This is a genomic window from Anaerobacillus sp. 63XJN7_4_ISO-PGPR-S23-413, assembly GCF_056173725.1.
On sequence record NZ_CM149688.1, the window covers coordinates 3,637,013 to 3,660,759 of the forward strand.

The 23,747-nt window shown below is 42.2% G+C and carries 20 protein-coding genes; 6 read left to right on the forward strand and 14 right to left on the reverse strand.

Going from position 1 to position 23,747, the window contains the following annotated elements; translation table 11 throughout:
• The first annotated feature begins 145 nt into the window (after positions 1 to 145).
• Positions 146 to 1,984: a diguanylate cyclase gene (locus AC0VYO_RS18990; RefSeq protein WP_475365897.1), complete on the forward strand. Its 1,839-nt coding sequence runs from the start codon at positions 146 to 148 to the stop codon at positions 1,982 to 1,984.
• 64 nt (positions 1,985 to 2,048) lie between these two features.
• On the opposite strand, the gene AC0VYO_RS18995 is transcribed toward AC0VYO_RS18990, so the two are convergent.
• From AC0VYO_RS18995 to AC0VYO_RS19005, 3 genes are all read right to left on the reverse strand, one after another.
• The gene (locus AC0VYO_RS18995) at positions 2,049 to 2,348 is read right to left on the reverse strand and encodes a TIGR04104 family putative zinc finger protein (RefSeq protein WP_475367998.1); all 300 of its coding nucleotides are present in this window, start codon (positions 2,346 to 2,348) and stop codon (positions 2,049 to 2,051) included.
• Between the two features lie 58 nt (positions 2,349 to 2,406).
• Positions 2,407 to 3,024, reverse strand: a complete 618-nt coding sequence (pcp, locus tag AC0VYO_RS19000; protein WP_194218684.1) for a pyroglutamyl-peptidase I — start codon at positions 3,022 to 3,024, stop codon at positions 2,407 to 2,409.
• A 106-nt stretch (positions 3,025 to 3,130) separates the two neighbouring features.
• A complete protein-coding gene (locus AC0VYO_RS19005) occupies positions 3,131 to 4,804 on the reverse strand; it encodes a sigma-54 interaction domain-containing protein (protein WP_430243437.1) in 1,674 nt (557 codons plus the stop codon).
• A gap of 363 nt (positions 4,805 to 5,167) precedes the next feature.
• Between AC0VYO_RS19005 and ahlS the strand changes: the two genes are divergently transcribed.
• The 3 genes from ahlS to AC0VYO_RS19020 all read left to right on the forward strand — a co-directional run bounded on the left by ahlS (position 5,168) and on the right by AC0VYO_RS19020 (position 7,493).
• Positions 5,168 to 6,013, forward strand: coding sequence for an AhlS family quorum-quenching N-acyl homoserine lactonase (gene ahlS / locus AC0VYO_RS19010; protein WP_194218682.1), 846 nt, complete (start codon positions 5,168 to 5,170; stop codon positions 6,011 to 6,013).
• Between the two features lie 13 nt (positions 6,014 to 6,026).
• Positions 6,027 to 7,229: an iron-containing alcohol dehydrogenase gene (locus AC0VYO_RS19015; RefSeq protein WP_475367999.1), complete on the forward strand. Its 1,203-nt coding sequence runs from the start codon at positions 6,027 to 6,029 to the stop codon at positions 7,227 to 7,229.
• Between the two features lie 99 nt (positions 7,230 to 7,328).
• A complete protein-coding gene (locus AC0VYO_RS19020; RefSeq protein ID WP_194218680.1) occupies positions 7,329 to 7,493 on the forward strand; it encodes a hypothetical protein in 165 nt (54 codons plus the stop codon).
• Between the two features lie 89 nt (positions 7,494 to 7,582).
• Here the strand turns inward: AC0VYO_RS19020 and AC0VYO_RS19025 are convergent, their stop codons facing one another.
• The 10 genes from AC0VYO_RS19025 to AC0VYO_RS19070 all read right to left on the reverse strand — a co-directional run bounded on the left by AC0VYO_RS19025 (position 7,583) and on the right by AC0VYO_RS19070 (position 20,383).
• Positions 7,583 to 8,491: an AEC family transporter gene (locus AC0VYO_RS19025; protein ID WP_475368000.1), complete on the reverse strand. Its 909-nt coding sequence runs from the start codon at positions 8,489 to 8,491 to the stop codon at positions 7,583 to 7,585.
• A gap of 97 nt (positions 8,492 to 8,588) precedes the next feature.
• On the reverse strand, positions 8,589 to 10,022 hold the full coding sequence (locus AC0VYO_RS19030; RefSeq protein WP_475368001.1) for an aldehyde dehydrogenase family protein: 1,434 nt from the start codon (positions 10,020 to 10,022) through the stop codon (positions 8,589 to 8,591).
• Positions 10,023 to 10,042: 20 nt separating this feature from the next.
• Entirely contained in the window at positions 10,043 to 10,933 is an 891-nt protein-coding gene (locus tag AC0VYO_RS19035) for a class II fructose-bisphosphate aldolase (RefSeq protein ID WP_475365902.1), read from the reverse strand.
• 15 nt (positions 10,934 to 10,948) lie between these two features.
• Positions 10,949 to 11,680, reverse strand: coding sequence for a GntR family transcriptional regulator (locus AC0VYO_RS19040; RefSeq protein WP_283153553.1), 732 nt, complete (start codon positions 11,678 to 11,680; stop codon positions 10,949 to 10,951).
• Entirely contained in the window at positions 11,670 to 12,833 is a 1,164-nt protein-coding gene (locus AC0VYO_RS19045) for a diphosphate--fructose-6-phosphate 1-phosphotransferase (RefSeq protein WP_475368002.1), read from the reverse strand. The genes AC0VYO_RS19040 and AC0VYO_RS19045 overlap by 11 nt, the downstream gene beginning before the upstream one ends.
• A gap of 14 nt (positions 12,834 to 12,847) precedes the next feature.
• Positions 12,848 to 14,191, reverse strand: a complete 1,344-nt coding sequence (sftI, locus tag AC0VYO_RS19050) for a sulfoquinovose isomerase (protein WP_475368003.1) — start codon at positions 14,189 to 14,191, stop codon at positions 12,848 to 12,850.
• 93 nt (positions 14,192 to 14,284) lie between these two features.
• Positions 14,285 to 16,327: an alpha-glucosidase gene (locus AC0VYO_RS19055; RefSeq protein WP_475368004.1), complete on the reverse strand. Its 2,043-nt coding sequence runs from the start codon at positions 16,325 to 16,327 to the stop codon at positions 14,285 to 14,287.
• A gap of 26 nt (positions 16,328 to 16,353) precedes the next feature.
• Complete coding sequence (locus AC0VYO_RS19060; protein ID WP_475365906.1) at positions 16,354 to 18,135, reverse strand: solute:sodium symporter family transporter; 1,782 nt, start codon at positions 18,133 to 18,135, stop codon at positions 16,354 to 16,356.
• A 14-nt stretch (positions 18,136 to 18,149) separates the two neighbouring features.
• Positions 18,150 to 18,815 (reverse strand): DUF4867 family protein, encoded by a 666-nt coding sequence (locus AC0VYO_RS19065; protein ID WP_475368005.1) that lies wholly within the window; start codon positions 18,813 to 18,815, stop codon positions 18,150 to 18,152.
• A gap of 164 nt (positions 18,816 to 18,979) precedes the next feature.
• On the reverse strand, positions 18,980 to 20,383 hold the full coding sequence (locus AC0VYO_RS19070; RefSeq protein ID WP_475368006.1) for a zinc ribbon domain-containing protein: 1,404 nt from the start codon (positions 20,381 to 20,383) through the stop codon (positions 18,980 to 18,982).
• Positions 20,384 to 20,580: 197 nt separating this feature from the next.
• Here AC0VYO_RS19070 and AC0VYO_RS19075 point away from each other — a divergent pair, with 197 nt between their 5' ends.
• Both AC0VYO_RS19075 and AC0VYO_RS19080 read left to right on the forward strand, forming a co-directional pair.
• On the forward strand, positions 20,581 to 21,066 hold the full coding sequence (locus AC0VYO_RS19075) for a zinc ribbon domain-containing protein (protein ID WP_430243409.1): 486 nt from the start codon (positions 20,581 to 20,583) through the stop codon (positions 21,064 to 21,066).
• A 15-nt stretch (positions 21,067 to 21,081) separates the two neighbouring features.
• Positions 21,082 to 22,641 (forward strand): zinc ribbon domain-containing protein, encoded by a 1,560-nt coding sequence (locus tag AC0VYO_RS19080; RefSeq protein ID WP_475368007.1) that lies wholly within the window; start codon positions 21,082 to 21,084, stop codon positions 22,639 to 22,641.
• A gap of 106 nt (positions 22,642 to 22,747) precedes the next feature.
• Here the strand turns inward: AC0VYO_RS19080 and galE are convergent, their stop codons facing one another.
• Entirely contained in the window at positions 22,748 to 23,731 is a 984-nt protein-coding gene (gene galE, locus AC0VYO_RS19085; RefSeq protein WP_475365910.1) for a UDP-glucose 4-epimerase GalE, read from the reverse strand.
• Positions 23,732 to 23,747: the final 16 nt, after the last annotated feature.

Below are 23,747 nucleotides of genomic sequence, written 5' to 3' on the forward strand. Positions count from 1 at the left end.
CATTAAGCTAACAGGCATCCTTGTGAATATCGCTATCATTACTACTGCTGTTATCGCACTAACTTCTGGATTTAAATTGGTTTAATCAAGATGGAGAGGCATTGCTTCTCCTAAAAAACTAAATTTAAATGAGAGTGATCGAGACATGAAGGGCATATTTCAGAAATTCACTAATGTTGTAAGCGTGTATATTACACTGGCATCTATCACAGGGATTTCTTTATTTCTCACTCAGTACTTCTTGACATATACACCTCTTAACTGGAGTCTGGCCTTCACGTTTGTAGCGGCAATTTTACTATTGAATCACTATACAATTCTATTGCCACCAAGCGGCAATTCCCTATCAATGGATTCAGCGATCTATTTGGCAGTCCTATTTGTATTTGGTATTCATATGGCGCTAACCATCTTGTTACTAACCTCGATCATCTATGCTCTTTATAAAAAAAGCGTTGTTTGGTGGAAGCATTTATTTAATTTCTCTATTTATAGCATCATGATTATTGGAACGTATGAAGCTTTCTTTCTATTTGGTGGAACTATCGGAACACTATCATTTTTTAATGTAACTTCGTATATGCTTTCGCTTAGCGTTTATTTTCTGCTGAACGTGTTATTCATTGGGTTTTTCTTTGTTTTAACCGCCACCGAGAATCTTCTTCAAATTGTTAAAGGAATGTTAAAGGAAACCATCTCAAGTTATTTAATCACGTTAATTCTTTCCTTGAATCTTGTCCTACTCATGAAGCAGCAAATTATACTTGGCGTTCTATTATTTCTAACTGTAGCCGTGCTACTCTCCATTTCCTTCAAACAATATTTTGAGCTCTATCAAGAAGTATCCCAAAAAGCGGACATTGATCATCTAACAGAACTATACAATCATGGCTATTTCAAATCTCTTTTGGAAGAAGAAATCAAAACAGCAAAACTAGCAAATCAGCCTCTATCAATCGGTTTGATCGACCTTGATGACTTCAAGAAATACAATGATCAGCACGGGCACCTTCAAGGAGATAAGCTTCTTAAACACTTCGGAGCAGAATTGAAAAAGAGTGCGAGCGACGCGTTTACAGCTGCTCGCTATGGAGGAGAAGAGTTTGCACTGCTAATGCCTGGTAAGACGGAACTCGAAGCCTATCAATTCATCAATCATTTTCGAAAAGACATCAATGATCAATATTTCGAAGGAGTCGAAGTGCTTCCACACGGCTGTCTCTCGTTTTCTGCAGGAATCATCCAATACAACCAGGACATGTACGATTCCTCAGAAGTCCTTGAAAAAGCCGATCAAGCGATGTACTATGCCAAGACTAAAGGAAAGAACAACGTTTGTATTTTTGACGCTGATAATGTACCTGCTAAAACCTTTTATAATAACAAAGAAATGGAATTATTGGAGCAGCAGCTAAAAATCTTTCTTTATAAAGATGTGTACACGTACAAACATAGCAGAAGAGTTTATGAATATGCGATTGAGTTCAGCAACAAGCTTAACTTGAATAGCAATGATCAGAAAATACTTGTCATGGGAGCACTCATTCATGACATCGGAAAGCTTGAGATTCCTCGTGACGTTATCAACAAAAAAGGAAAGCTTACGAAGGATGAGTGGGAGATGGTTCAGAAACATGTCATTTGGGGGAGGGAAATTGTATCAACAAACCGCGAGCTAGCTGATCTTCTTCCACTCGTTGAACTTCATCACGAACGTTATGACGGGAAAGGCTATCCGTACGGATTAAGCGGAAAAGAAATCCCTCGACTTGTTCGCATGTTAACAATTATCGATTCCTTTGATGCCATGACGACTGAGCGCCCCTATCAAAAAACAAAGTCAATTAGTGAAGCGATAGACGAATTACAAAAATGTGCTGAAACGCAGTTTGATCCCGAACTTGTTCATGCGTTTATTGAGGTGATTCATTCAAGTCCACTGCACAAGCATTCAATTGAACAACCAAACAAAATCAGCATTTAAAAAAGCGAATGTGGCCGCATTCGCTTTTTTGTTTCCGTTAGAAACGCTTCACATTTTATTTTCGCTACCATAACGGCTCATTATGATCAGTTACTTCAAAAAAATATGGAAGAATGAAGACCGTACCAACCGCCATCACGACTTCGATTGGGATAATGACTGAAATGGGAACTTGGAATGCGATCATTGGTAACCATAGAAGCGCAACAATACTTGGAATAACAGATAAGTTATTCCTTGCCCGACGTGTTAAATACTGTTCCCTATCACAATAGGGACAGACAACAGCTTTTTTAAACGAAAACAACATAAGGAACGATTCTTTCCACGTCCACTCCGAATGACATTGCTGACAAGTTGTCATTTTTATGACCCCCATACTACTTATACGAACTCAACGTCATGAGAGTTTCAAAATTCTGTTAATCTCCTTCTAAATCCGATAAAGCATGAATCATAATCTTAATGGCGTCTCGTATGCTAGTGAACGGAAAACCAGTATGTGCTGAATGATGGAGCGTCATCTCGAATGTAGGTGGAACATGAACGAATCCTGCTGGGATATCGATGTCTTTTTGTTCAAGTGCATACAAAACGCTATACATCACGTTGTTACATAAATAAGTTCCAGCTGTATTGGATATTTCTGCAGGTATACCATTTTGTACAAGTGCCTCAGTCATCTTTTTAATAGGAAGAGTTGAGAAATAAGCTGCCGGTCCACCTTCCACGATTGGCTGATCTTCCGGCGCACGCCCCACATTATCTTCTACACTATCATTCACATTAATTGCAATTCGCTCAGGCGTTACTTTTGTTCGGTCAGCGGCAAGTCCAAGCATGATCACAGCAATCGGTTCACATTGTTCAACATACTCAATCAGCATTTCTGATGCTCGCTCATAATCAACAGGAAGAACACGTGAGATAATTTCATAGCCTCCTATCACTTCCTCATCCAATTCCTTGACGATTTGCTCAGTTGGATTATGACGATGTTCAAGAAAAGGCTCAAAACCAGTCAACAATAGCGGTCTCATTCTCTTCTCCCCTTTCGCTTAATAACAAATTACTCCAAATAATCTGAACACTTATCTTTCTATTACCTCTTTCAAACCGGTTTAACCTTCAAATTATAGTCATTTTTTACCACCTTTTCATTTTCTTCACAAGCGTTGAATGATCAATCCTTAATTCCTTAGCTGCAGAACGAAGAGATGGATGTTGTTGAATCGTATCTAATATGATTCTCTTTTCAAAACTTCCTACTCGCTCTTTCAATGAAAGTGGTTCGCTCCCTTTTATACGATAATCCGTAATATGGACTGGTAAATGATGCGGTTCAATAGAGATGGTAGGAACAGATACGACAAGGCTTTCAATCATATTTTTCAGTTCTCGAACGTTTCCAGGCCAGCGATAAGTAAGCAAGGCGCTACGTGTTTCCTTAGTCATCCGTTTTTCAATATGATATTTCGAACAGAAATAAGAAAAGAAATGATCTACCAATACTTCAATATCATGGACACGATCAGCTAACGGAGGAATAGAAATCTCAATAACTTGAAGCCTGTAATAAAAATCTTCGCGAAATGAACCTTTCTCGATTTCTTCTAACAACTGTTTATTTGTAGCAGAGATGATCCGAATATCAAGTTTAATCGGTTTATTTCCACCAATCCGATAAAACTCGCTCTCTTGTAAAACTCTGAGAAGTTTCACTTGGAGAGAAACAGGCATCTCCCCTACTTCATCAAGCATAACCGTCCCACCCTGGGCCAATTCGAGCAAACCGATTTTTCCTTCCTTACGCGCTCCAGTGAACGCGCCTGACTCATAACCAAATAACTCTGATTCTAATAAATGTTCAGGGATAGCTCCACAGTTCACTTTAATAAAAGGCTTGTCCTTCCGATCACTTTCATAGTGAATTAAATTAGCCACAACTTCTTTACCTACGCCTGATTCTCCAGTTAATAATATGCTTGTAGGGTATGGAGCTACCTGTTGTACTTTCTCGTAAATGAGGCCCATTTCTTTACTTCGAAAAACAACCTTGTCAGCTACCCCTTTCAATTGAAGGGAATACCTATTTTGATTCAACTCGGAGAAAGTTTTGGCACGATCAAGCTCAGAGCGCAAACCGTTTAATTGTGTGATATCTCTTACGCTTGTTACCACCAATTCGATCTCGTGATTCTCATCAAAAACCGGACTTCCCGTCACGATAACGTCCTTCTTACCCCCGATTTTTTGTAGAATGGACACCCGCTCTTTTTCTTTTAGTACAAGCAAAGAAACGGACTGATCGATATACCCTTCTTGCATTAAATCTTTCATATGTCGCCCAATTAATTCAGAGCGCGGAAAGCCGGTCATTTCTTCATATGCTGAGTTAACGTAAATCGTCGTTCCCTCTTTATCCACAACATATAATCCGTCTGTCGAAAACTCAATAATTGATTCAAACTGTCGCAGCAAATCGCGGTAGTGTTTCACTTCCGTAATATCCTGAATGATACTAATGACGCCAATAAGCTCTTCGTCCTGATATAGAGGCGTTCGATTGACAACACATTCACGATCAAACAGATGCAGACGTTCACCTATTAAACTATGCTCGTTTTCAAGTACTTCGCTGATTCTTGAATTTGGAACGAAAGCACGAATAGTTGCCCCTTTCCAATGCTGTACACGAAGAAGGTCTTCAGCTGATCCATTCATGTAAATAATTCGTTCTTCTCGATCTATCATAACAACCCCATTGTGTAAGGAAGAAAAGACCTCTTCCCAACCAGTTGTTTTGGCTACATTCAGCATAAAACCCACCTTTCAAATGGTGAAATTTATCAACTTATGGTGAACTACGTCACCACTTTATATTCAATCTATTCAGACAAATACCTGCCTACTGGTGAAAAAAATCACCTAACAATTGATGATTTGTCTAAAAAGGCTATGTTGTCAGCTTTTAAAAGTTGGCACCAAACTTGCATCACTAAAAGTCGTAAGGAAAGAGCTAACTGTGCTATCTGAACGCACCCACACCAGACCATTACTTAAGAAAGAAGTATTCCAAAGATCATCTGTATGGTCTCAATACCCTTAGCGTTAAAAAGCTAGCGTCTCAGCCCTTGAATGAAATTTTTCACAATTTATACCAACATAATAGGAGGAATATGAATGAACATTATTAACAAACACCCGAAATTGTACGTAATGGATAATGGGCGTATGAGTATGGATAAAAACTGGATGATTGCGATGCACAATCCCGCTACGATTACGAATCCCAATGCCCAAACTGAATTTGTTGAATTCCCTATTTACACAGTTCTAATCGATCACCCGGCCGGCAAGATCCTTTTTGATACAGCTTGTAATCCAAATTCGATGGGACCAGAAGGCCGTTGGACAGAAGCGACACAGCAAACTTTCCCCTATAAAGCTAGTGAGGAATGCTACCTTCATAACCGCCTGGAGCAGCTGAATGTACGTCCTGAAGACATTAAATTCGTTGTCGCTTCTCATCTCCACCTTGACCATGCAGGATGTCTTGAGATGTTTACGAACGCTACCATTATTGTTCATGAAGATGAATTGAACGGAACCCTTCAGTCCTATGCGCGTAATCAGAAAGAAGGCGCCTATATTTGGGGGGATATTGATGCATGGATTAAAAACAATCTTCAGTGGCAAACCATTAAGCGAAATGAAGACAATGTGCAACTTGCAGAAGGTATTAAAGTATTAAACTTTGGCAGTGGACACGCCTGGGGAATGATTGGTCTGCATATTCAGATGCCGGAAACCGGTGGAATCATTCTCGCCTCAGATGCCGTCTATACAGCCGAAAGTTTTGGGCCACCTATCAAACCACCTGGCATTATCTATGATTCTCTCGGCTACGCAGCATCAGTAGAAAAAATCCGACGACTCGCAAAGGAAACGAATAGTCAGGTATGGTTCGGTCATGACTCAAACCAGTTTAATAATTTCCGTAAATCAACAGAAGGCTACTACGAATAAAAGGAGGATTTGAATGACTTTTTCCAAACTCGTCTTCACCCCACTAAGCTACACTGGCTGGGGATCACTTGCACAGCTCTTACCTGAAGTTGAAAAGTATGCTGTAAAGCGAATTTTGGTCGTAACTGACCCTGTATTAAATGATATCGGTATCGTAGATCGCGTCAGCATTCCTTTAAAAGAGGCCGGATATTCAGTCGATATATATACTGATATACAGCCAGAGCCACCGCTTGCCATCGGCGAAAGACTCGTCAACTATACGAAAGAAAATGCATTTGACCTCGTTATAGGACTCGGAGGAGGAAGTGCGCTAGATCTCGCGAAATTAACAGCTGTTCTGTCAGTACATGAAGGTTCTGTTTCTGACTACCTCAACTTATCAGGAAGCAGACAGATAACCGATAAAGGTTTGCCAAAAATATTAATTCCAACAACTGCCGGTACCGGGTCAGAGGTTACAAATATATCTGTTCTTTCACTCGAAAGCACAAAAGATGTCGTCACACACGACTATCTTCTAGCTGATGCAGCCATCGTTGATCCCGAGTTAACCGTTTCCGTTCCAGCAAAAGTGACCGCAGCAACCGGTGTCGATGCGCTTACCCATGCGATTGAGGCTTATGTCTCGATTAACGCTAGCCCGACAACGGATGGCCTCGCTCTCCAAGCAATTAGGTTAATTAGTCGCTCGATCAGACGTGCTGTTTCGGATGGAGAAGACCGCGAAGCACGAATCGATATGAGTAACGGAAGTTATATCGCTGGCCTTGCCTTTTTTAATGCTGGCGTAGCAGGAGTTCATGCTCTTGCCTATCCTCTTGGCGGGCAATTTCATATCGCTCATGGTGATTCCAATGCCGTTCTTCTTCCTTACGTGATGGGATATATTCGAAAAAGTTGTACGAAACGAATGGGAGATATTCTGAATGCACTTGGCGGTAACTCACAATTCCTTTCAGAAGAAGAAGCCTCGTATGAGTGCGTACGAATGCTAGAAAGACTCGTTCAAGACGTTGGCATCCCCATTACTCTTGGTGGATTCGAAATTCCAGCTAACGCCCTGGAGTCCTTAACAGAAGATGGCCTGAAACAAAAAAGACTGCTTGCAAGAAGCCCTCTTCCTCTTCATAAGGATGATATTCGCGCAATCTATCAATCAGCATTTAAGGGAGAAATTGTTGAAGCATCCCCTACTACTATTCAACATCCATAAAGTCATTCAATTATAAAGCCCGCTTACGCAGCGGGCTTTATGATTGATTTCACCTTTCATAGGGAACAACAATTAAAAACGAATTAGGTGGTGTCACTCTTGGGTTACTTCTTACTTCTTATACTTTCGGTTACCATCATGATTTTTCTTATACGAGTACCGCTAACCGATCGCTTCCCTCCTGCTATTCGCAAAATGGGCGTGATCTTTCTTGGATTAATCTCGCTTATCTTTCTCGCATTATTGATTGCTTCATTTATTTGATGATCAAAAAGGCGAAAGTGTCCGCTGTGAGTGGACACTTTCGCCTTTTTTGTTTGTAGTGGGGGTCAGGCTCGCGCCTGACCCCCACTTTATACAAACGTCGTCGCTAAATAAATGACCACCGGCATCGTCGCTAAGCTCGACACGGTGGAAACAAGCGTTGCGCTTGAAACGTTTTGAGGTTCAGTATGAAACTGAATCGCGTACATTGTCGTGTTCGCGGCAGTTGGGGTAGCAGCCATTATTATCATAATTTGCTTTGTTAATGGATCAACAGGCATAAGAAGCACAATGCCAGCGGCAATCAGCGGAGCAACCATAAGCTTAAGTGATAATGCCGTTGATAGCTTGCGCCAGTCAATCGCCCGAATACGAATGTTCGCAAGCTGCATACCAAGCGTCACCATAATAACGGGAATAGCCGCATCCGCAATTAAATCCACGCCATCACTTATTGTACCCAAAGGAAGATGTAACCATTGAAACAACAGCCCGACAATGGCGCCGTAAACCATCGGCATTTTCCTAACAGCTTTTAAAGCTGCCTTTATCCCATCGTGGTCCGGACTTCCCTTTGCGGCATAATATACGCCAAGTGTGCTCATTAACAGTTGCTGCAACACCATTAAAACAATCGCTGTTTCCATCCCGACTGCCCCAAACAGAAAGAGAACAAGCGGAGTTCCGTAATTTCCGTTATTCATAAACGCGCTCGATAAAACCAATCCGCATCGTTCTGATTCGGTATAGCCATATAGTTTAGAGAGAATGCTCACGATCCCAATAAGCGCAAAGCAAAGTCCAAGCATGTAGATCGACAAATAACCATAGGAGGAATCAATTTCTTGCTCATAAAATGTTCGAAAAACGAGAAGCGGAACGAGGACATATAAAGCGAGGTTTGAAAGCACCTTTGTCTCCAAGTTAAGAAAACGTTGCGCAATATATCCGACTCCAAATACGAAGAAGATCGGCAGCAATATGGTTATGATCGACATCTTCATTCTCCTTCAGCTTCTTAAAAGGATAGCGTGCCCTGGAATACGAATAAAACAGGATGAAAGGGAACTGATAAAATCACCCCCCTTTCTTCACTTATCCGTTAAAAACGATAATTTTTTCTTCTGTCATTTCTTCAATCGCATAGCGTGGACCTTCTTTTCCCGTTCCGCTTTTCTTCACACCACCATATGGCATATGGTCAACGCGATAACCTGACGTATCGTTAATAATCAGTCCACCCACATGTACCTCATTGATCGCTTTTAACGTAAACGCTAGGTCGTTCGTGAATAGGCCAGCTTGAAGGCCATATTCTGAATCATTCACTCTCGCAATCACTTCATCTGTGGAACGGTACGTGCTTACTGCAACGACTGGGCCAAAAACTTCCTGACGACATACTTTCATATTATCATTTACATTTGAAAGAATAGTAGGTTGGTAGAAGACGCCATTTCTTTCTCCGCCTGTTTCAACAGTAGCTCCCTGCTCAACCGCTTCGTTCACCCAACTTTCTACACGAATGGCTTCACGCTCAGCAATCATCGGCCCAACATCGGTTGCCTGATCCATTGGATCTCCTAAAACAAGGCCTTCTGTTACTTCCTTCATTTTTGCAAGGAACGGCTCATAAACATCTTCATGAACATAAACGCGTTGAACAGAAATACAAACCTGGCCAGCGTTATTAAAACTTTTCTGTGCGGACTGAGTAGCAGCTGTTTCAACATCTGCATCGTGATGCACAATTGTTGCGGAGTTATTTCCTAACTCAAGCGCTACTTTACGTAAACCAGCTTTTTCGCGAATATGCTGACCAACGCGAGGGCTTCCCGTAAATGTAAACATGTTCACGTCCTGGTTAGATAGAAGCCATTCACCTACTGTAGCCCCGTCCCCAGTGAGAAGGTTCAGGCGGCCTGCCGGAAGACCTGCTTCTTCCATAATCTCTGTTAACAGAATCGCACAAACCGGCGTAACTTCAGCTGGTTTTAGTACAACGCTATTCCCGGCGGCTAGCGCTGGGCCAATTTTGTGGCAAACAAGATTTAGCGGCACGTTAAACGGCGTAATCGCTGCGACAACACCAATCGGAAACCGTCTCGTATAAGCTTGACGCTGTTCCGACCCTGGCGCTGACTCCACTGGGATTCCTTCGCCGTGGATCCGTTTGGCTTCCTCTGCTGAAACTTCCAAAGTTAAAGCAGCTCTTCCTACTTCACCCTTACACTCGGCTAATGGCTTACCAACTTCTTTCGCCAGCACTTCACCTAGTTCATCTTGACGAGCTCTGAGCACTGCAGCTGCTTTAATAAGTACCGTATATCGTTCATAAGGAGAAAAAGTGGTTTTCAAAGCTTCTTTGGCAGCTTGGACCGCATCTTTTACATCTTGTTCTTCAGCGGCAGCCGTTTTGGCCGTTATTTCTTGGGTATATTTATTTAGCACATCATCCGTTGTCGTTTTATCTCGCCATTCTCCGTTAATGTATAATCCGTACGTTCGTACTGAAGTTTGCGTTGTCACTTTAACATCATCCTCCCTTTTTATAACGTTACTACCTTTTTCTCTGACAAAAGTTCTTCTGCTTTTCCTTGACTTCCAAATACGCGAATTTTTTCTTGTACTTTTTCCTTCATTCGTAAACGGCCAAGACCAAGTGAGCTCGCGAGCACAATGTCATTTTGATTTTCGCCAAAAGCTTCTTGCACGCCTCTAGTGAAAGCTTGACGTAGCTCAGTATCAACATTGATTTTCGCAATACCTAGAGAGATCGCGCGCTGTACTTGCTCATCTGGCACATCTGAACCGCCGTGAAGAACGACAGGGCGCTCGACTGCCGCCACAATTTCTTTCAGTCGTTCGAACCGAAGATTTGGCGTTTCTTTATAAATACCGTGTGCTGTTCCAATTGATACAGCGAGATAATCAACATCTGTCGCTTCTACAAAAGCAACAGCTTCTTCAGTAGTTGTAATAAGGGCGTCCTTTTCATCAACGGTAATATCATCTTCCGTTCCACCGATTTTACCAATCTCACCTTCAGAACCAATGCCTAGTGCTCTTGCAATGTCGACCACTTTCCTCGTTGTCGCCGTATTTTCTTCAAACGATAAACCTGAACCATCGAACATAACGGATTGGAAGCCCATTTGAACAGCTTGCATCGTTTGTTCGAACTGACGACTATGATCAAGGTGAATCGCAACAGGAACATCAAATTCTTTTTCGTACGTATCAATTAGACCTTTTAATGCTTCCATACCTAGCGTTTGAATCACCTTTTGTCCAACTTGAATCATAATTGGTGCTTTTTCCTCAGCAGCTGCTTCAAAAATTGCTAGCACTGTTTCCGCATTATGGGCGCTAAAAGCACCTACCCCATATCCGTTTTGAAAAGCATGATCCAGCATTGTTTTTCCGTTAATAAATGGCATAACCATTTCTCCCTTCTATCGCTTCAATTCAATATTGTAGTGGTACTGATCACTTCGGTATTTCGTTTTGGTGTATTCTATTAGATGGTCATTCAGTCCATAGCTGAGACGTGTCATTTCCAGTAGCGCTTCACCCGGCCGTATCGCCAAAGAATCCGCTTCATCCAACGTCGCATTAATCGCTGCAATTCGCTCCTGTGCTTTGTTTAAATAAATTTGATAGTTTTCGAGTATTTCATAGTATTTCGCTTCATTTAAATCATGTTGAATTAGTAGCTTGCCAATCGATTCTGGCCAGCATGTGCGTTCAAGCGCAACTGGCGTCTCATCAGCAAATCGTATTCGTTCTACAAGTAGAATCGGTGACCCCTCTGCCACTTGAAGCATTTCACTTTCATGGAAAAGGTTATACTTGAATTCAGCTCGGATAACTTTTGACGAAGGAACTTGACCTTTTTCCATTACTTCTTCCGCAAAACCTTTCAGCTGCCCAAGATTCCCAACCAATTGATGAGGCTTGACTATGGTCCCATGGCCCTGCTTTTTCTCAAGCAGTCCATTCTGAACGAGAATCGTAATCGCCTGACGAATTGTTGTTCGACTCACACCGAATTCCTTAATGAGCGCTTGCTCTGTTGGAATGAGCGTATTCGATTTCCACGCACCAGTCTGAATGCGCTCAATAAGGACATCTTTGATTTGGAGGTAAAGAGCATCCCCATTTGGATCTATCTGATTAATCGACATAGATCTCATTCCCCTTTATAGGTGGTGGATACGTCGCAAGATCTTCTCCAATGAGCGGCTTCAACCATTCATAGTAAGCCTTCTTATTTTGAATGAACGCATCAGGCAACACCCGTTCACCAGCTGCGACAACTTTTTCAAGTTCAATCGGAAGCATTCTCACCGAATAACGATGATGAGCATTCCTTTGAATTGAAACCATAACGTTTGATAATCCTTCACGAATCCATTCAGCGCCAACTCTTCCAACCGTATAAGCTTCTTCTCGATCAACATCTGATATGACTGCGGAGAAGCTTCGCTGATTCATTCCTAGGAGTTCAGCCCTTGTCATAACGCTTAGCTCATTTTTTAAAAAGTGAGCCACTTGACTTGAAATGCCACCCAGTATTGTTCTGCCATCCACATTTCCTCTCTCAACCTGACCACTATTCCCAAATAAAACACCTTCACTTACAACGACTGTTGCGTAACCAAACCGGTTCAAAGCCGTATTTACATTCTCAAGAAGGACTTCTTTTTTTATAGGGCGCTCAGGTATAGCGATAAAATGAGGGCCTTCTTCTTCATATTCTTGTAATAACCCTGACGCTGCGGAAAGCCAGCCGGCATTTCTTCCCATCGTTTCAAGAACCCTGACCTTTTCAAAGTTCTGCATCGACGCGAGATCCCGGCTCATATCTCTTGTGGCCTGGGCGACATATCGTGCTGAGCTTCCAAAACCTGGCGCATGATCCGTCCCTCCAAGGTCATTATCAACCGTTTTAGGGAGTCCAAGAACCTGAAGCGAAACGTTTTGCCTTCTCGCTTCGGCTTCTACTTTGGCTAGCGCCTCCATCGTTCCATTACCACCGATAAAAACAAGCACATCGACACCCTGCGCCTGAAGCAAGCGCACACCATTTTCAATATGCTCATCTGTTAACGGAAAGCGTCCAGAACCAAGGCACGCACCCGGGACATCCTGATGTAGATGAACGCGACTAAGCATCGCACTATCTCCGTCAAGATACATTCCGTGCGCCAGTCCTTCATAACCATTTTGAATAAAAAGCAGGGCATGATCTCGTTCGATTTCCTTCACAAACCCTGCGAGGGTAGCATTAATGACGGCCGTAGGTCCCCCGGCCTGGCCAATGGCGACCTTTTTCATGCAACTGTCTCCCTTCAGTTCTTCGTATAGATCGTCGTCTCAAGCCCAAGCTGCTTACCAAGTTCAACAAGCTCATCCGCAACATCATCATAAATAATGGCGTAATGTGGTTCGAAGCCCTCTTCCATTAAGCCGTATAGCGTATCATTTATTTCCGTTTCCAGTTCCACTTCGACAGACGTACCATTGAAGCGCTGCGGCGTATCCAATGCGTTCCCCCTCATAACCAACAAGCGATAACCTTCTGGCGTATAACCAACTCGGAACATCGTTACGCGACCTGGCTTTAAACCGAATTCCATCGTAAAGCCGAGCTTACGGTTTGGATGAACGCCAGGTCGAGCGCCTTGATCAGGATGTGCAAGCGAATACGCGCCTGCGCCGCAATGCCAGAACACAACTGAATTACTCGCCTCGTTCACGTGAACCATATCACCAAGGTATGGGGCGCTTCCTGTTAGCTGCTGAAGAATAAACATCGAAACGGAACCATGAATATCCGATTCACACGATGAAACCACACCGTCTTCTGTAAATTGAGAAAGAGTTGAGCATGCTGCAGCGCCAAGTTCATTGAAAAAGTCAGGCCAACAACGTATCGCAAGCGCCGAAACATCTTCCGCATCAATTTGCTCCTGCACGTACGTTGTAAACTGAGCAAATCGCTGAACGGTTTCTTCGTTACGATTTAGGCCAATCACCTGCTGCTCCGCTCGTTCAATCGCGCCTTCCCATCTTTCCCGAGGGAGCTTCACACATTCCTCAAACGCTTTGTTTAAATCAAAGTTTTTCACTGTCACACCAAGCTGTTTTTGCAAGGCTTCTTCATCCGTTCCTGAAAAGAAAAAGCCTGGAGGATGCTCCCCGATCACACCAATGGTGAGACCTTTGAGATCTTCAATCACCTTTTGAACCTTTAGCTGAATCTTGATTCTCTTTTGCACCTGCGCTTCATCGCCATTCCCAAATACAAAGCTAAATGGATGATTCGCACATCGAAGCACATGACTTGTGCTATTGCCGCCGGTTAAGGAGTTTAAGCGAAGTCTCCCGCCAACACTTGGTTCACGAACGGACCAGACGATCACTGGCGCTTCTACTTTTTTAATGAGGGCCTCAATGAATTCACCGTCCGCAAACGTGACGCTTTGATAAATACTAGCAACAATGTCTTCGCTGTTAACGTTTTCAAGAAAAGCTTCTAGATCTTCAGGTGATGTGATGATCTCTTCAGGCTCAATCACATTTGCCGTCACACTATGAAGAAATTCTGAACTTTTCTTTCTTTGTAGTTCCCCCGCTTCAAGATCAAACGTTTTTCTACCAATTGGTACATATAGAATGCTTGTTTTAGCCACGATTGGTCACAACCTTTCTCCTCTGTTTGTTACAAATACTATATCATACATTATTATGTTTTAAAATAGGTAGTAACCTTTATATTTACTTTCTTATTTTAACTCAAGGGCTGCTTTTTGGAATACGTCTGCATAAGAAGAACCCTTTCGATAGAAAACAGGAGTTTCTCCGATTGGAGCCTTTACTTCAACTTGTCCTCCACCCATCTCTTTGCCACTCCATAAATGAACCCATTCATCTTCAGGTAAGTACACGGACCAGTTTTCTTTTCCTTCTTCATAAACCGGGGCGACAACCATATCTGATCCAAGCATATATTGATATTGAATGTCATAAGAGGCTAGATCATTCTCATATTCCATAAACAATGGACGTTGCATCGGTATTCCTTTTTCAGCATTTTCTTTGCTCAGCTCTTTAAGATAAGGCTTAAGTGCTGTATAAACGTTCGTCATTTTGACAAAATGCTCAAGCGTCTCTTCGTCTTGATCAAACTGGAAGCAATCGTCAGGACGGTTGCCTTCGTGCGTTCGCATGACGGGAGTGAATGCCGCCATATCAACCCAGCGAAGCAACAGTTCTTTGTTCCGCTTGTTCCCATGAAGACTTGTATATCCGCCGATATCACTATGGTGAACGCCATTCCCGCTCATTCCAGCAGATAAAGCGGCTGGAATAACAGATGCAAGACCATCGTCAAGGCTCCAATCGACACTTTGATCACCAGCCCATAGAAGTGGACAATACCCCTGACTTCCTGAGTATCCTGCGCGCATAAAGTAAACAACATCGCCCCATCGTCCAGCTTTCTTTACAGCATTGTGATTCACTTTTGCCCACATCACTGGCCACGCATTGTGCATTTTTGTAGCAGATTCACCATTGTGAAGTTTCAGATCAGTCGGCAAGTACTCACCAAAATCGGCCATCCATCCGTCCATACCAAAATCAATCATGTTCTTTTGAATGACATCTTCGTACCATTCACATGCTGCTTCGTTTGTAAAGTCGACCACGCCGCAATAAAACTCACCAAAGTCAACGATATAATCACCGCCATCTAACGCTGTAGCAAGATAGCCGTTGTCATAAGCTTCACGGTAAAGATCACCTTCCACAGCGACATAGGGGTTAATATAGCCCATAAAACGAATCCCTTTTTGCTTCCATTCTTTTACTTTTTGGTCAAGCTCCGGGTATTCCTCCGGATTCCATTTCCAATTCCACATCAACCGCTTACCGAATGACGTCACACGCTTTCCCTGCCAGTCCTGACACCAAACAGCACCGATTTTCAATCCTTTTTCAATAGCACGATCAAGCTTATTTTGTACTCGTTCTGTTCCTCCTTGCATTCCGAGCCAGATGCCATTATACGTCCACTCGGGAAGCTCGGGCTGTCTACCGAGACGAGAAGTTAGTTTTTCAACGAGATCCTTATATGTTTGTCCCGTTTCAAAAAGAATCGAGGCTGGCGCTTCCCAGATATGCAGCTCATGAAAATCGTCTCTTTGAAAATCAAAGTCTGCAAATGCTGTTGTCTCTACATGGCAATAATATTTATTCGTAGATACATAGGTTGGTTGCGGATAATTCGTATTGTAATAGTCACCACCAGCTTGATCTTTCACGTCGGCCTGCCAAGTTGTATACGTAGATTTATTCCGCCCCACACCAGGTTCAGATGTCCATAAAGGGAAATTCTTTCCCCTTAAATTAAAGTAGGAAAGCTGTTCCCCACAACCATAAATCTTCTCATCTGCATCGGCTACAACGCGAACCCAGAAGCGATTAAAGAGTGGATCGACGAGCTCGAAAGAAACGCGAAGTCCATCTTTGTCCTGCTTTAATACCATTGTTAGTAATTCATGATCATGAGAGAAGTGACGAAAGCCAATTCGACACGTCTCTCCTTCATACCGCACTGTGGCATAACGAAGAGCTACTCGTTCCACTACATAATCCTTTATTTTAAAATTCCCTCTATACATATCAATCGTTTCTTCACCGCTACCAATGAAAATAAACGGGCGGGCAGGTGAATGCCGAAACAATAAGCGACGGTCAAAATAAACTTCGAATTCTTCTCCATTTTGCTTCGCTTCAAAACCAGGTTTAGTCTTTAGTGTATTCAATGTAATTCCCCCTACGTACTTTTTGTTTAAGCACTTCTAAATTTTTTCTCAGCGTTTACCGCTTCTTCATGTTTTCTTGTTACAAAACCTGAGTATTTTTTATTCCAGGATTTTAATGCGAAAAGATAACAAAGCGTTCCGACTACAGCCGCACCTAGTATTGATGGCCAGAACCATGCTGAAACCATTCCACCCGCATAAGCAAGTCCAATAGGTGAGAATAGGATATAAACCATAACAACTAGACTAATCAGAACAACAGAGACTGGAATCGTAAACTTCCATGGAACCATATCAACCTTAGGGTTTGCTCTAAATTCATACGCTTCAGGAAGAGGACTAATGCGACCGACGACCATCATGATAGCGACTTCAATAAGGAAAAGAATCGCCGAGATATGAATAAAGTTCATCGTAATCTCAATGCTAAATAGCTGGTTTAATCCCCATACAAGCATGTAGTACGTAATCACATGGAAGATAATCGCGATTTTTGCACCAAGCGCAGGAATGCGTTTGGAAACTATCCCCACAAGAACAATCGCAATGATCGGTATGTTAAAGAATCCTGTAAAACGGCGAATCAAATCCCATAATCCATCAGGTGCGTTCATCAGCATTGGCGCAATGAAAAAAGAGACAAGTGCGAGAACGCTTCCAAAATACTTACTGACATTGATTAGTTGTCGATCTGTTGCATTTTTATTAATACCTGCTTTGTATACATCAAGCGCAAACATCGTAGCCGCACTATTTAATAGAGAGTTAAAACTTGAGAACACGGCACCAAGAAGCACAGCTAGAAAGAGTCCAGACATAAATGTAGGTAGCAAATTTGATACAACCGTTGGATAAGCTAGATCAACAGGATCCATTGAACTGCCATAAAGGTGAAAGGCAATAACACCTGGAATCATCATCATAAACGGAACAGTTAATTTATAGAATCCTGATAAAAGAACTCCTTTTTGTCCTTCAGCAAGGTTTTTCGCCCCAAGCGTTCGTTGAATCACGTACTGGTTTGTTCCCCAGTAGAACATATTCATAAAAATCATACCGGTAAAAATCGTTGAAAACGGAACAGAATCCGTACTTGAGCCAATTGCATTTAATTTCTCAGGGTTTTCTGTCGTAATGGTTTTTATCCCATCTAACATGTCGCCATTTCCAAGTGCTATAAAACCTAGTACTGGAACAATTAATCCAATAAAGAGAAGACCAATTCCGTTCAGGGTATCGGAGACTGCCACCGCTTTTAATCCTCCGAAGATCGCATAGATGGCACCGATAATACCAATAACCCAAATCACGAGCCAGACAGAGGATTGAAAGGAGATACCGAGTAGCTCTGGTACATCAAAAAGTCGAAGAATAGCAAGCGCTCCTGAATACAGTACTGATGGAATGGTTACAAACATATAACCAAGCATAAACAGAATAACTGTATACCTGCGAACGCTTTCATCGTATCGTTTACTTAAAAACTCAGGTAATGTTGAGAAGGCTCCGCCAAGATAGCGCGGCAGCAAAATTAATGCCATAATGACAATTGCAAAAGCCGCCGTTACTTCCCAGGCCATGTTGGAAAGATTTGTTCTATAGGCCTGTCCATTCAAACCAATTAACTGTTCTGCTGATAAGTTTGTGAGCAAAAGAGATCCTGCAATAAATCCTCCTGTTAACCCACGACCTGCGAGAAAGTAACCATCCGAGTCATTAACTGAATTTCTTGTTTTTAAGTATGAAACCCAAGCAACAAGTGCCATGAAAAAGACGCACGATACTAATGTGAATGTAATACCAGACATGAGCTTGTCCTCCTTTATAGCTTGCTGTAAGCAACTGTTATATTTTCACCGACTATTCCTTCGTGTGCGCCCTGTGCCATAAAACGTTCATGTTCACGATGAGCAAGAAGCCATTTATTTTTCATGAATAGAAGCGGATCGTGCCCTCTTTGCGATTGCGCTAATGGTAAATTTGTGCCTTCAGGTAAGATCACCGTACATTTAAATCCTTCATCACTTACTTTACAAGGAGCAAGGTGAAGCGTCGTTTGGTACATTTCAATCGCGGTGCCCTCTGGAACATAAAATACCTGGATGTTCTTCACATCGTATGTATGATCCACAACGTCATTCATATGTCCTAGTAGGAGCACAAAATCCGTCACTGCCACGTTTATCTCGCTGCCCTTATGAAACTCAAGTCCTCCAAGAGAAGAATTATTCCCGTTGCAGTACCCAATTTGGACCGGCATCCCTCCATAGTAGCTGTTCTCGATGAACTTTTTGATACGATCATCCTCAAGTTCTTCTTTTGAAGGAACGTACTGATTTCCTTGTTCAGGAATAACCGTTTCCCTCATTAACTCCGACATCTGTTCATATGGGAAATCATGAAGAATTCTGCCATACGTCTTAAAAGCTGCCGAGTCAACCGACTGCACATCCAGATTTGGATTCCGTTCCTTTACTATTTCAATCATAGCCGAACCTCCGATATAAGTAGTAATGTTTATTTAAACATCATAACCTTTTATAACATTATATTGTAAACGTATTCATGATTGCAATGGTTTTTTTGAAATTATCAGTAATTTATATCACAGAGGTGGTCAGGTACGCGCCTGACCCCCTCTGCGATACCACTTTAATATACCACAGCATTTGTTAAATCGATGTTATTCACTTCTTCTCGACTATCAATCAACCATTCCCCTCCGCTTTTTACAAGTTTATAATGAAACGCACTTGAGGTTACCTCTGTCTTCACATTGCTCTCGCCTCGGTCATGGTTCGCTGAATCCATCGTAATGAGAACGTCGATTTCTGCTTTCTTTCCGGAAGAATCGATGTAGAGGCTGTCGAGGTCAAAAGCTGCTTCTAACACTTCTCCCGTAAAGGCCGCATTATTTTCTTTCACAGAAATAAAGCGATCTTCAAAATACGAATTTAGCTCAGGTGTTAGATTTGAAAAGTAGCCCGTATCTAAATTCTCATAAGCCATTATCCAGTCATATAAATACGTGTTTACTGCCGCTATTACTGCATTCGACTCATCATGATCAGTCTCTGGAACATCGATTGCCACTTCCTTCTCGATCACTACAGGCTCTTGTTCACTATAATCAATAACGAAATAAACATCATCACCTTCAAATTGAACGGAAGGACTTTTAACTACGCCAGCTTCGAAGTTTTTTTCTGCATGCATCACAACCGAACCGTCTGTTGGATAGGGACCTATTTGACCGGTTTTGCTAATCGTTTCCCCGGTATCTTTCCCATTAATAAACAAGCGAGCATCCTCATAATTGGAATCAGGTGTTAGAAACGCACCGTTTACAGGAAGGTCCACTTCTAAATGTTTGCCCGGTTTAATCAATTCTACTTCCGCTTCTCCCCGCATCTTATAACCTTCATTTTCTAACTTTGTTTCAAAATGATAGTTCCCTGGAAGGAACGGACCCATTTTCTTCCCCTTTTCTCCAATTGTGCCGCTATCTTCTTCGTTAATAAATAGAGCTGTTTTAGAGAATTGTGTATGAAGCTGTACGTAAATAGGTACAGGTGAAATGACATAATCATTGAAAAGATAAAAAGTTTTCCCTTCCTCTACTAATTCCAATTGGATAAGCAAGTCTTCGTTCCGACTCAGGAGTGTATGGTCCTCTATCGCTCTTGCTTGTCGTTCTAAATCTTGAAGCAATAGCGTCCGTTGATCTGGATGATTCTTTAATAACGATACAAAACTCGCAATCTCAGCTTCATGCGAAAGGACAGGATTAACCTTTGGAATAGCTTCCCCGATCGCTTCATAATCCTCTTGCAACAGAGCCTCTCGAAATTGATCAACTGCACGTTCAGGAGAAGATATCCAACTTAATGTAAAAAAACTGCCTATTAGTACGATCATAATTCCTACAACGATTGCTCCCCATAACAGCCACCCATTTTTCTTTACCTGTGCAGGAGCTGTTCTTGTTACCTTTTGTCCACATTTTACACAAAATGCACCGGCCTCTTCCCTGTTGCAGTGATGACACCAATTCATCTTCCCACCTCCACCCATTATTCCAAATCATATGGGAGAGATTTCTAATTATGACCACTTTTCCCTACTATTTTCCTATGCATTTTTTAACATGATTAAGGACTTTGTACATAACTATGAAAAAGTACGTGAAAAGCACAAGCTCCCTGAAAATCCTGACAAGAAACTTTTATTTCACTTAATAAGGAGGAATGATAATGTCAGATTTGCAAACTAAAATAGGCGGAGGACTATCAAAACTTCAAGATGGTCTTCAGCAAGGAAAAAGCAAGCTTCAAACAGCTCAGGAAGTTTCACAACTTAAGAAAAACGCGAGCGATGCTGCCACAAACCGAACAAGAATCATTAGTCAGCTTGGCGAACTCACCTATCGTTTGATCCGTAAAGGGGAGATCCAACAACCCGAATTAAATGAACAAGCTGAGCGCCTTCTTCAATATGATCTAGAACTCTATCAAGCGAACAGAGCTTTAGAGAGTCAATTGCGAAAGGAACCGGGTGGTGACGTATGTGAGTGCGGAGCAGCCGTTAATGAAGAGGATACGTTTTGCGGCAGCTGTGGCAATCGAGTTCAATTATCAGAAGCACCAATACCAGTACCGACAGTTCAATGTACCACCTGCAAGGAAGAAATCCCTGAGACGGCTTTATTTTGTGGGTGTTGTGGTTCGAAAAACGGCTAGGAGGTGATCAAAGTCATGTACTGTACAACGTGTGGTAACGAAGTTCCGTTTGGTGATAATTATTGCCCCTTTGATGGGACATTTCAGCTTCACACAGAACATCACACCGTCACGACTGCATCACCAAAGTTTTGTTCAGATTGTGGTACATCGAATACTTGTGATCATCCCTACTGTATTCAGTGCGGTTCTTTTCAACTCACTCTCATTCCATTTAAAGTAGAACGCGTAAAAGAAAAAGTAGCAGCTCCCTCGCACGCGATACCAGATCTTAGCGCCATTAATAAAAAGCTTGCGATACTATGCGGTTTTCTCGCATTTCTAGTTGTTGGTATTATGTCGTTTATTGTATCGGAGGGATTTCAGCAACAAGCCGCTACTTTTCAGCAAACCCTTGAAGAATTCACTGAGTTAGGTCCAACGGAAGTAATCAATGATTTTTATTATTACTTTGGCAACGAAAATTCCCAGTTAACTGTAGAACCTTTTTATGGAATGACAGACTACTGGATGTCAGCTCACCTTCTCAATTCAACCCTTTCTTTCAACACGCAAGGGGCGGGAAATTTATTGAGCGGAGAGATCGAACTCCATTCAGGAATGCTCATTCTTTTATTACTACCTCTCGTTGCACTACTGCTTGCTGGATATATGTATGGACGAAAAACAACGTGTACCCTCCAGCAATACTGGCTTTCTTCACTTCTTATCGGAATGATTTACGGATTACTGACAGCGATGATCGCTCTTTTCGCTGGATTCAACTTTGAAGCTTCTGCACAAGAGGGTGGAATCGTTTCGAGTTTATCAATTGAAAATAACTATCCGCTTTTGAAAGCTTTATTTGGTGGTTTATTCCTTGGAACAATCTTTTCGTTTATTGGTAGTTTGTACGGCAGTCGTTCAATGAAAGAATTAACTTCTTCTCCCCTTAAAGAAGGAGTGCGCACACTCACACTAGGGGTCTCCATCTCAATCGTCTTGATGATTCTCTTCCTTTATCGCTTTATGTTCGAAGATAACTCACTTATTAGCTTTCAAGATATTCCGGCGAGTTATTTTCTTATCATCGTTTTTCAAGGAGGGTTTCTTCTATGGAACACACTGAACCTTTCTTCCCTTACCTTCGATATAAATATTCCAGGCGAGAAATTTCAAATGATCTATTCAGTACTTGGTGGGATGAAGATCGAAACAAATGAATCTATTTCTATTTTCACCTACTTATTTAGCGACCCAGGTAACACGAAGATCTACATGATGATTGGTTTGCTGATTCCACTATGTTTATTCATTTCGGCAGGTTATCGGATGCACCAGGAAGGAGCGATTCAGTTCCACCGCATGATTATCTTCGGCTTGCTATACGCCTTTATGATGTCGCTATTAGCAGCAGGCTTGAATACAGGATTCACCTTTAATTTGGAGAGCTTCGCCGGAGAAATTAGCGACATAACAGAAGTCCCGTTTCTATTCATTGGTTTCTCGGCAATTGCTACATTTTTTAAGTGCTTTATCTACTCAACTCTCCTAGCCATTTGTGGCGCCTATTGGAAGAGATACCGAACACAATAAAAAGGGACTTTCTTTCGTTCCTATTCAGTCCTCTGAGGGTGGACATTTCCTTCTTTTTGTCTTTTTAGGGGGTCAGGCTCGCGCCTGACCCCCTTACATTTTCCCCTCACTCATATCCATTCGGATTATTTTGATGCCAGCTCCAGGCATGAGATACAATCTGCGCGAGCTCTGGGTATACTGGCTTCCAGCCAAGTGCGCTCATTGCTTTCGACGAAGAGGCTATCAGTGTCGCTGGATCTCCGGCACGGCGTGGCGCTACTTCTGCTTCGATCGTTTTTTCTGTCACGATTCGACACGTATCAATCACTTCTTTAACCGTAAACCCTTTTCCATTTCCAAGATTGTATACGCCGCTCTCATTCGTTTCTTTCATCTTTTTCAAAGCAAGGTAGTGAGCCTGCGCAAGGTCAAGCACATGAATATAATCGCGCACACACGTGCCATCCTTCGTATCATAATCATTACCGAAAATAGATACCTTTTCTCTTTGACCAAGTGCAGCTTGTAGAACAATTGGTATAAGATGAGACTCGGGTTGATGATCTTCCCCAATTCTTCCTTCCGGATCAGCACCAGCAGCATTAAAGTAGCGAAGAGAGGTTGATTTAAGCCCATAAGCATCATCACACCAGCGAAGCATCTTCTCAATCGCTAGCTTTGTTTCGCCATATGGATTTGTTGGATTGGTAGCGTCACTCTCTTGAATCGGCGTACGTTCTGGATTCCCATAGGTGGCCGCTGTCGAAGAGAACACAATGTACTTTACATCGTGTTCAACTAACTTTGAAACAAGCGCCTGAGAACCCGCTACGTTATTTCGATAATATTCAAGCGGATTCGAAACACTTTCTCCAACTAGCGAGCTCGCAGCAAAGTGAATGACAGAATCGATCGAATGATCGGCGAAAATTTGATCAATCACTTTCCCATCTGTTAAGTCCCCTTTATACAAAGGAACGTCAAGCACAGCTTGCTCGTGACCTTTTGTTAGATTATCCAGCACGACTACGTCTTCTTTTTGCTCACGCAAGTACATAACCGTATGGCTACCAATATAACCGGCTCCACCAGTAACTAAAATCGCCATGTTATTCCCTCCATTT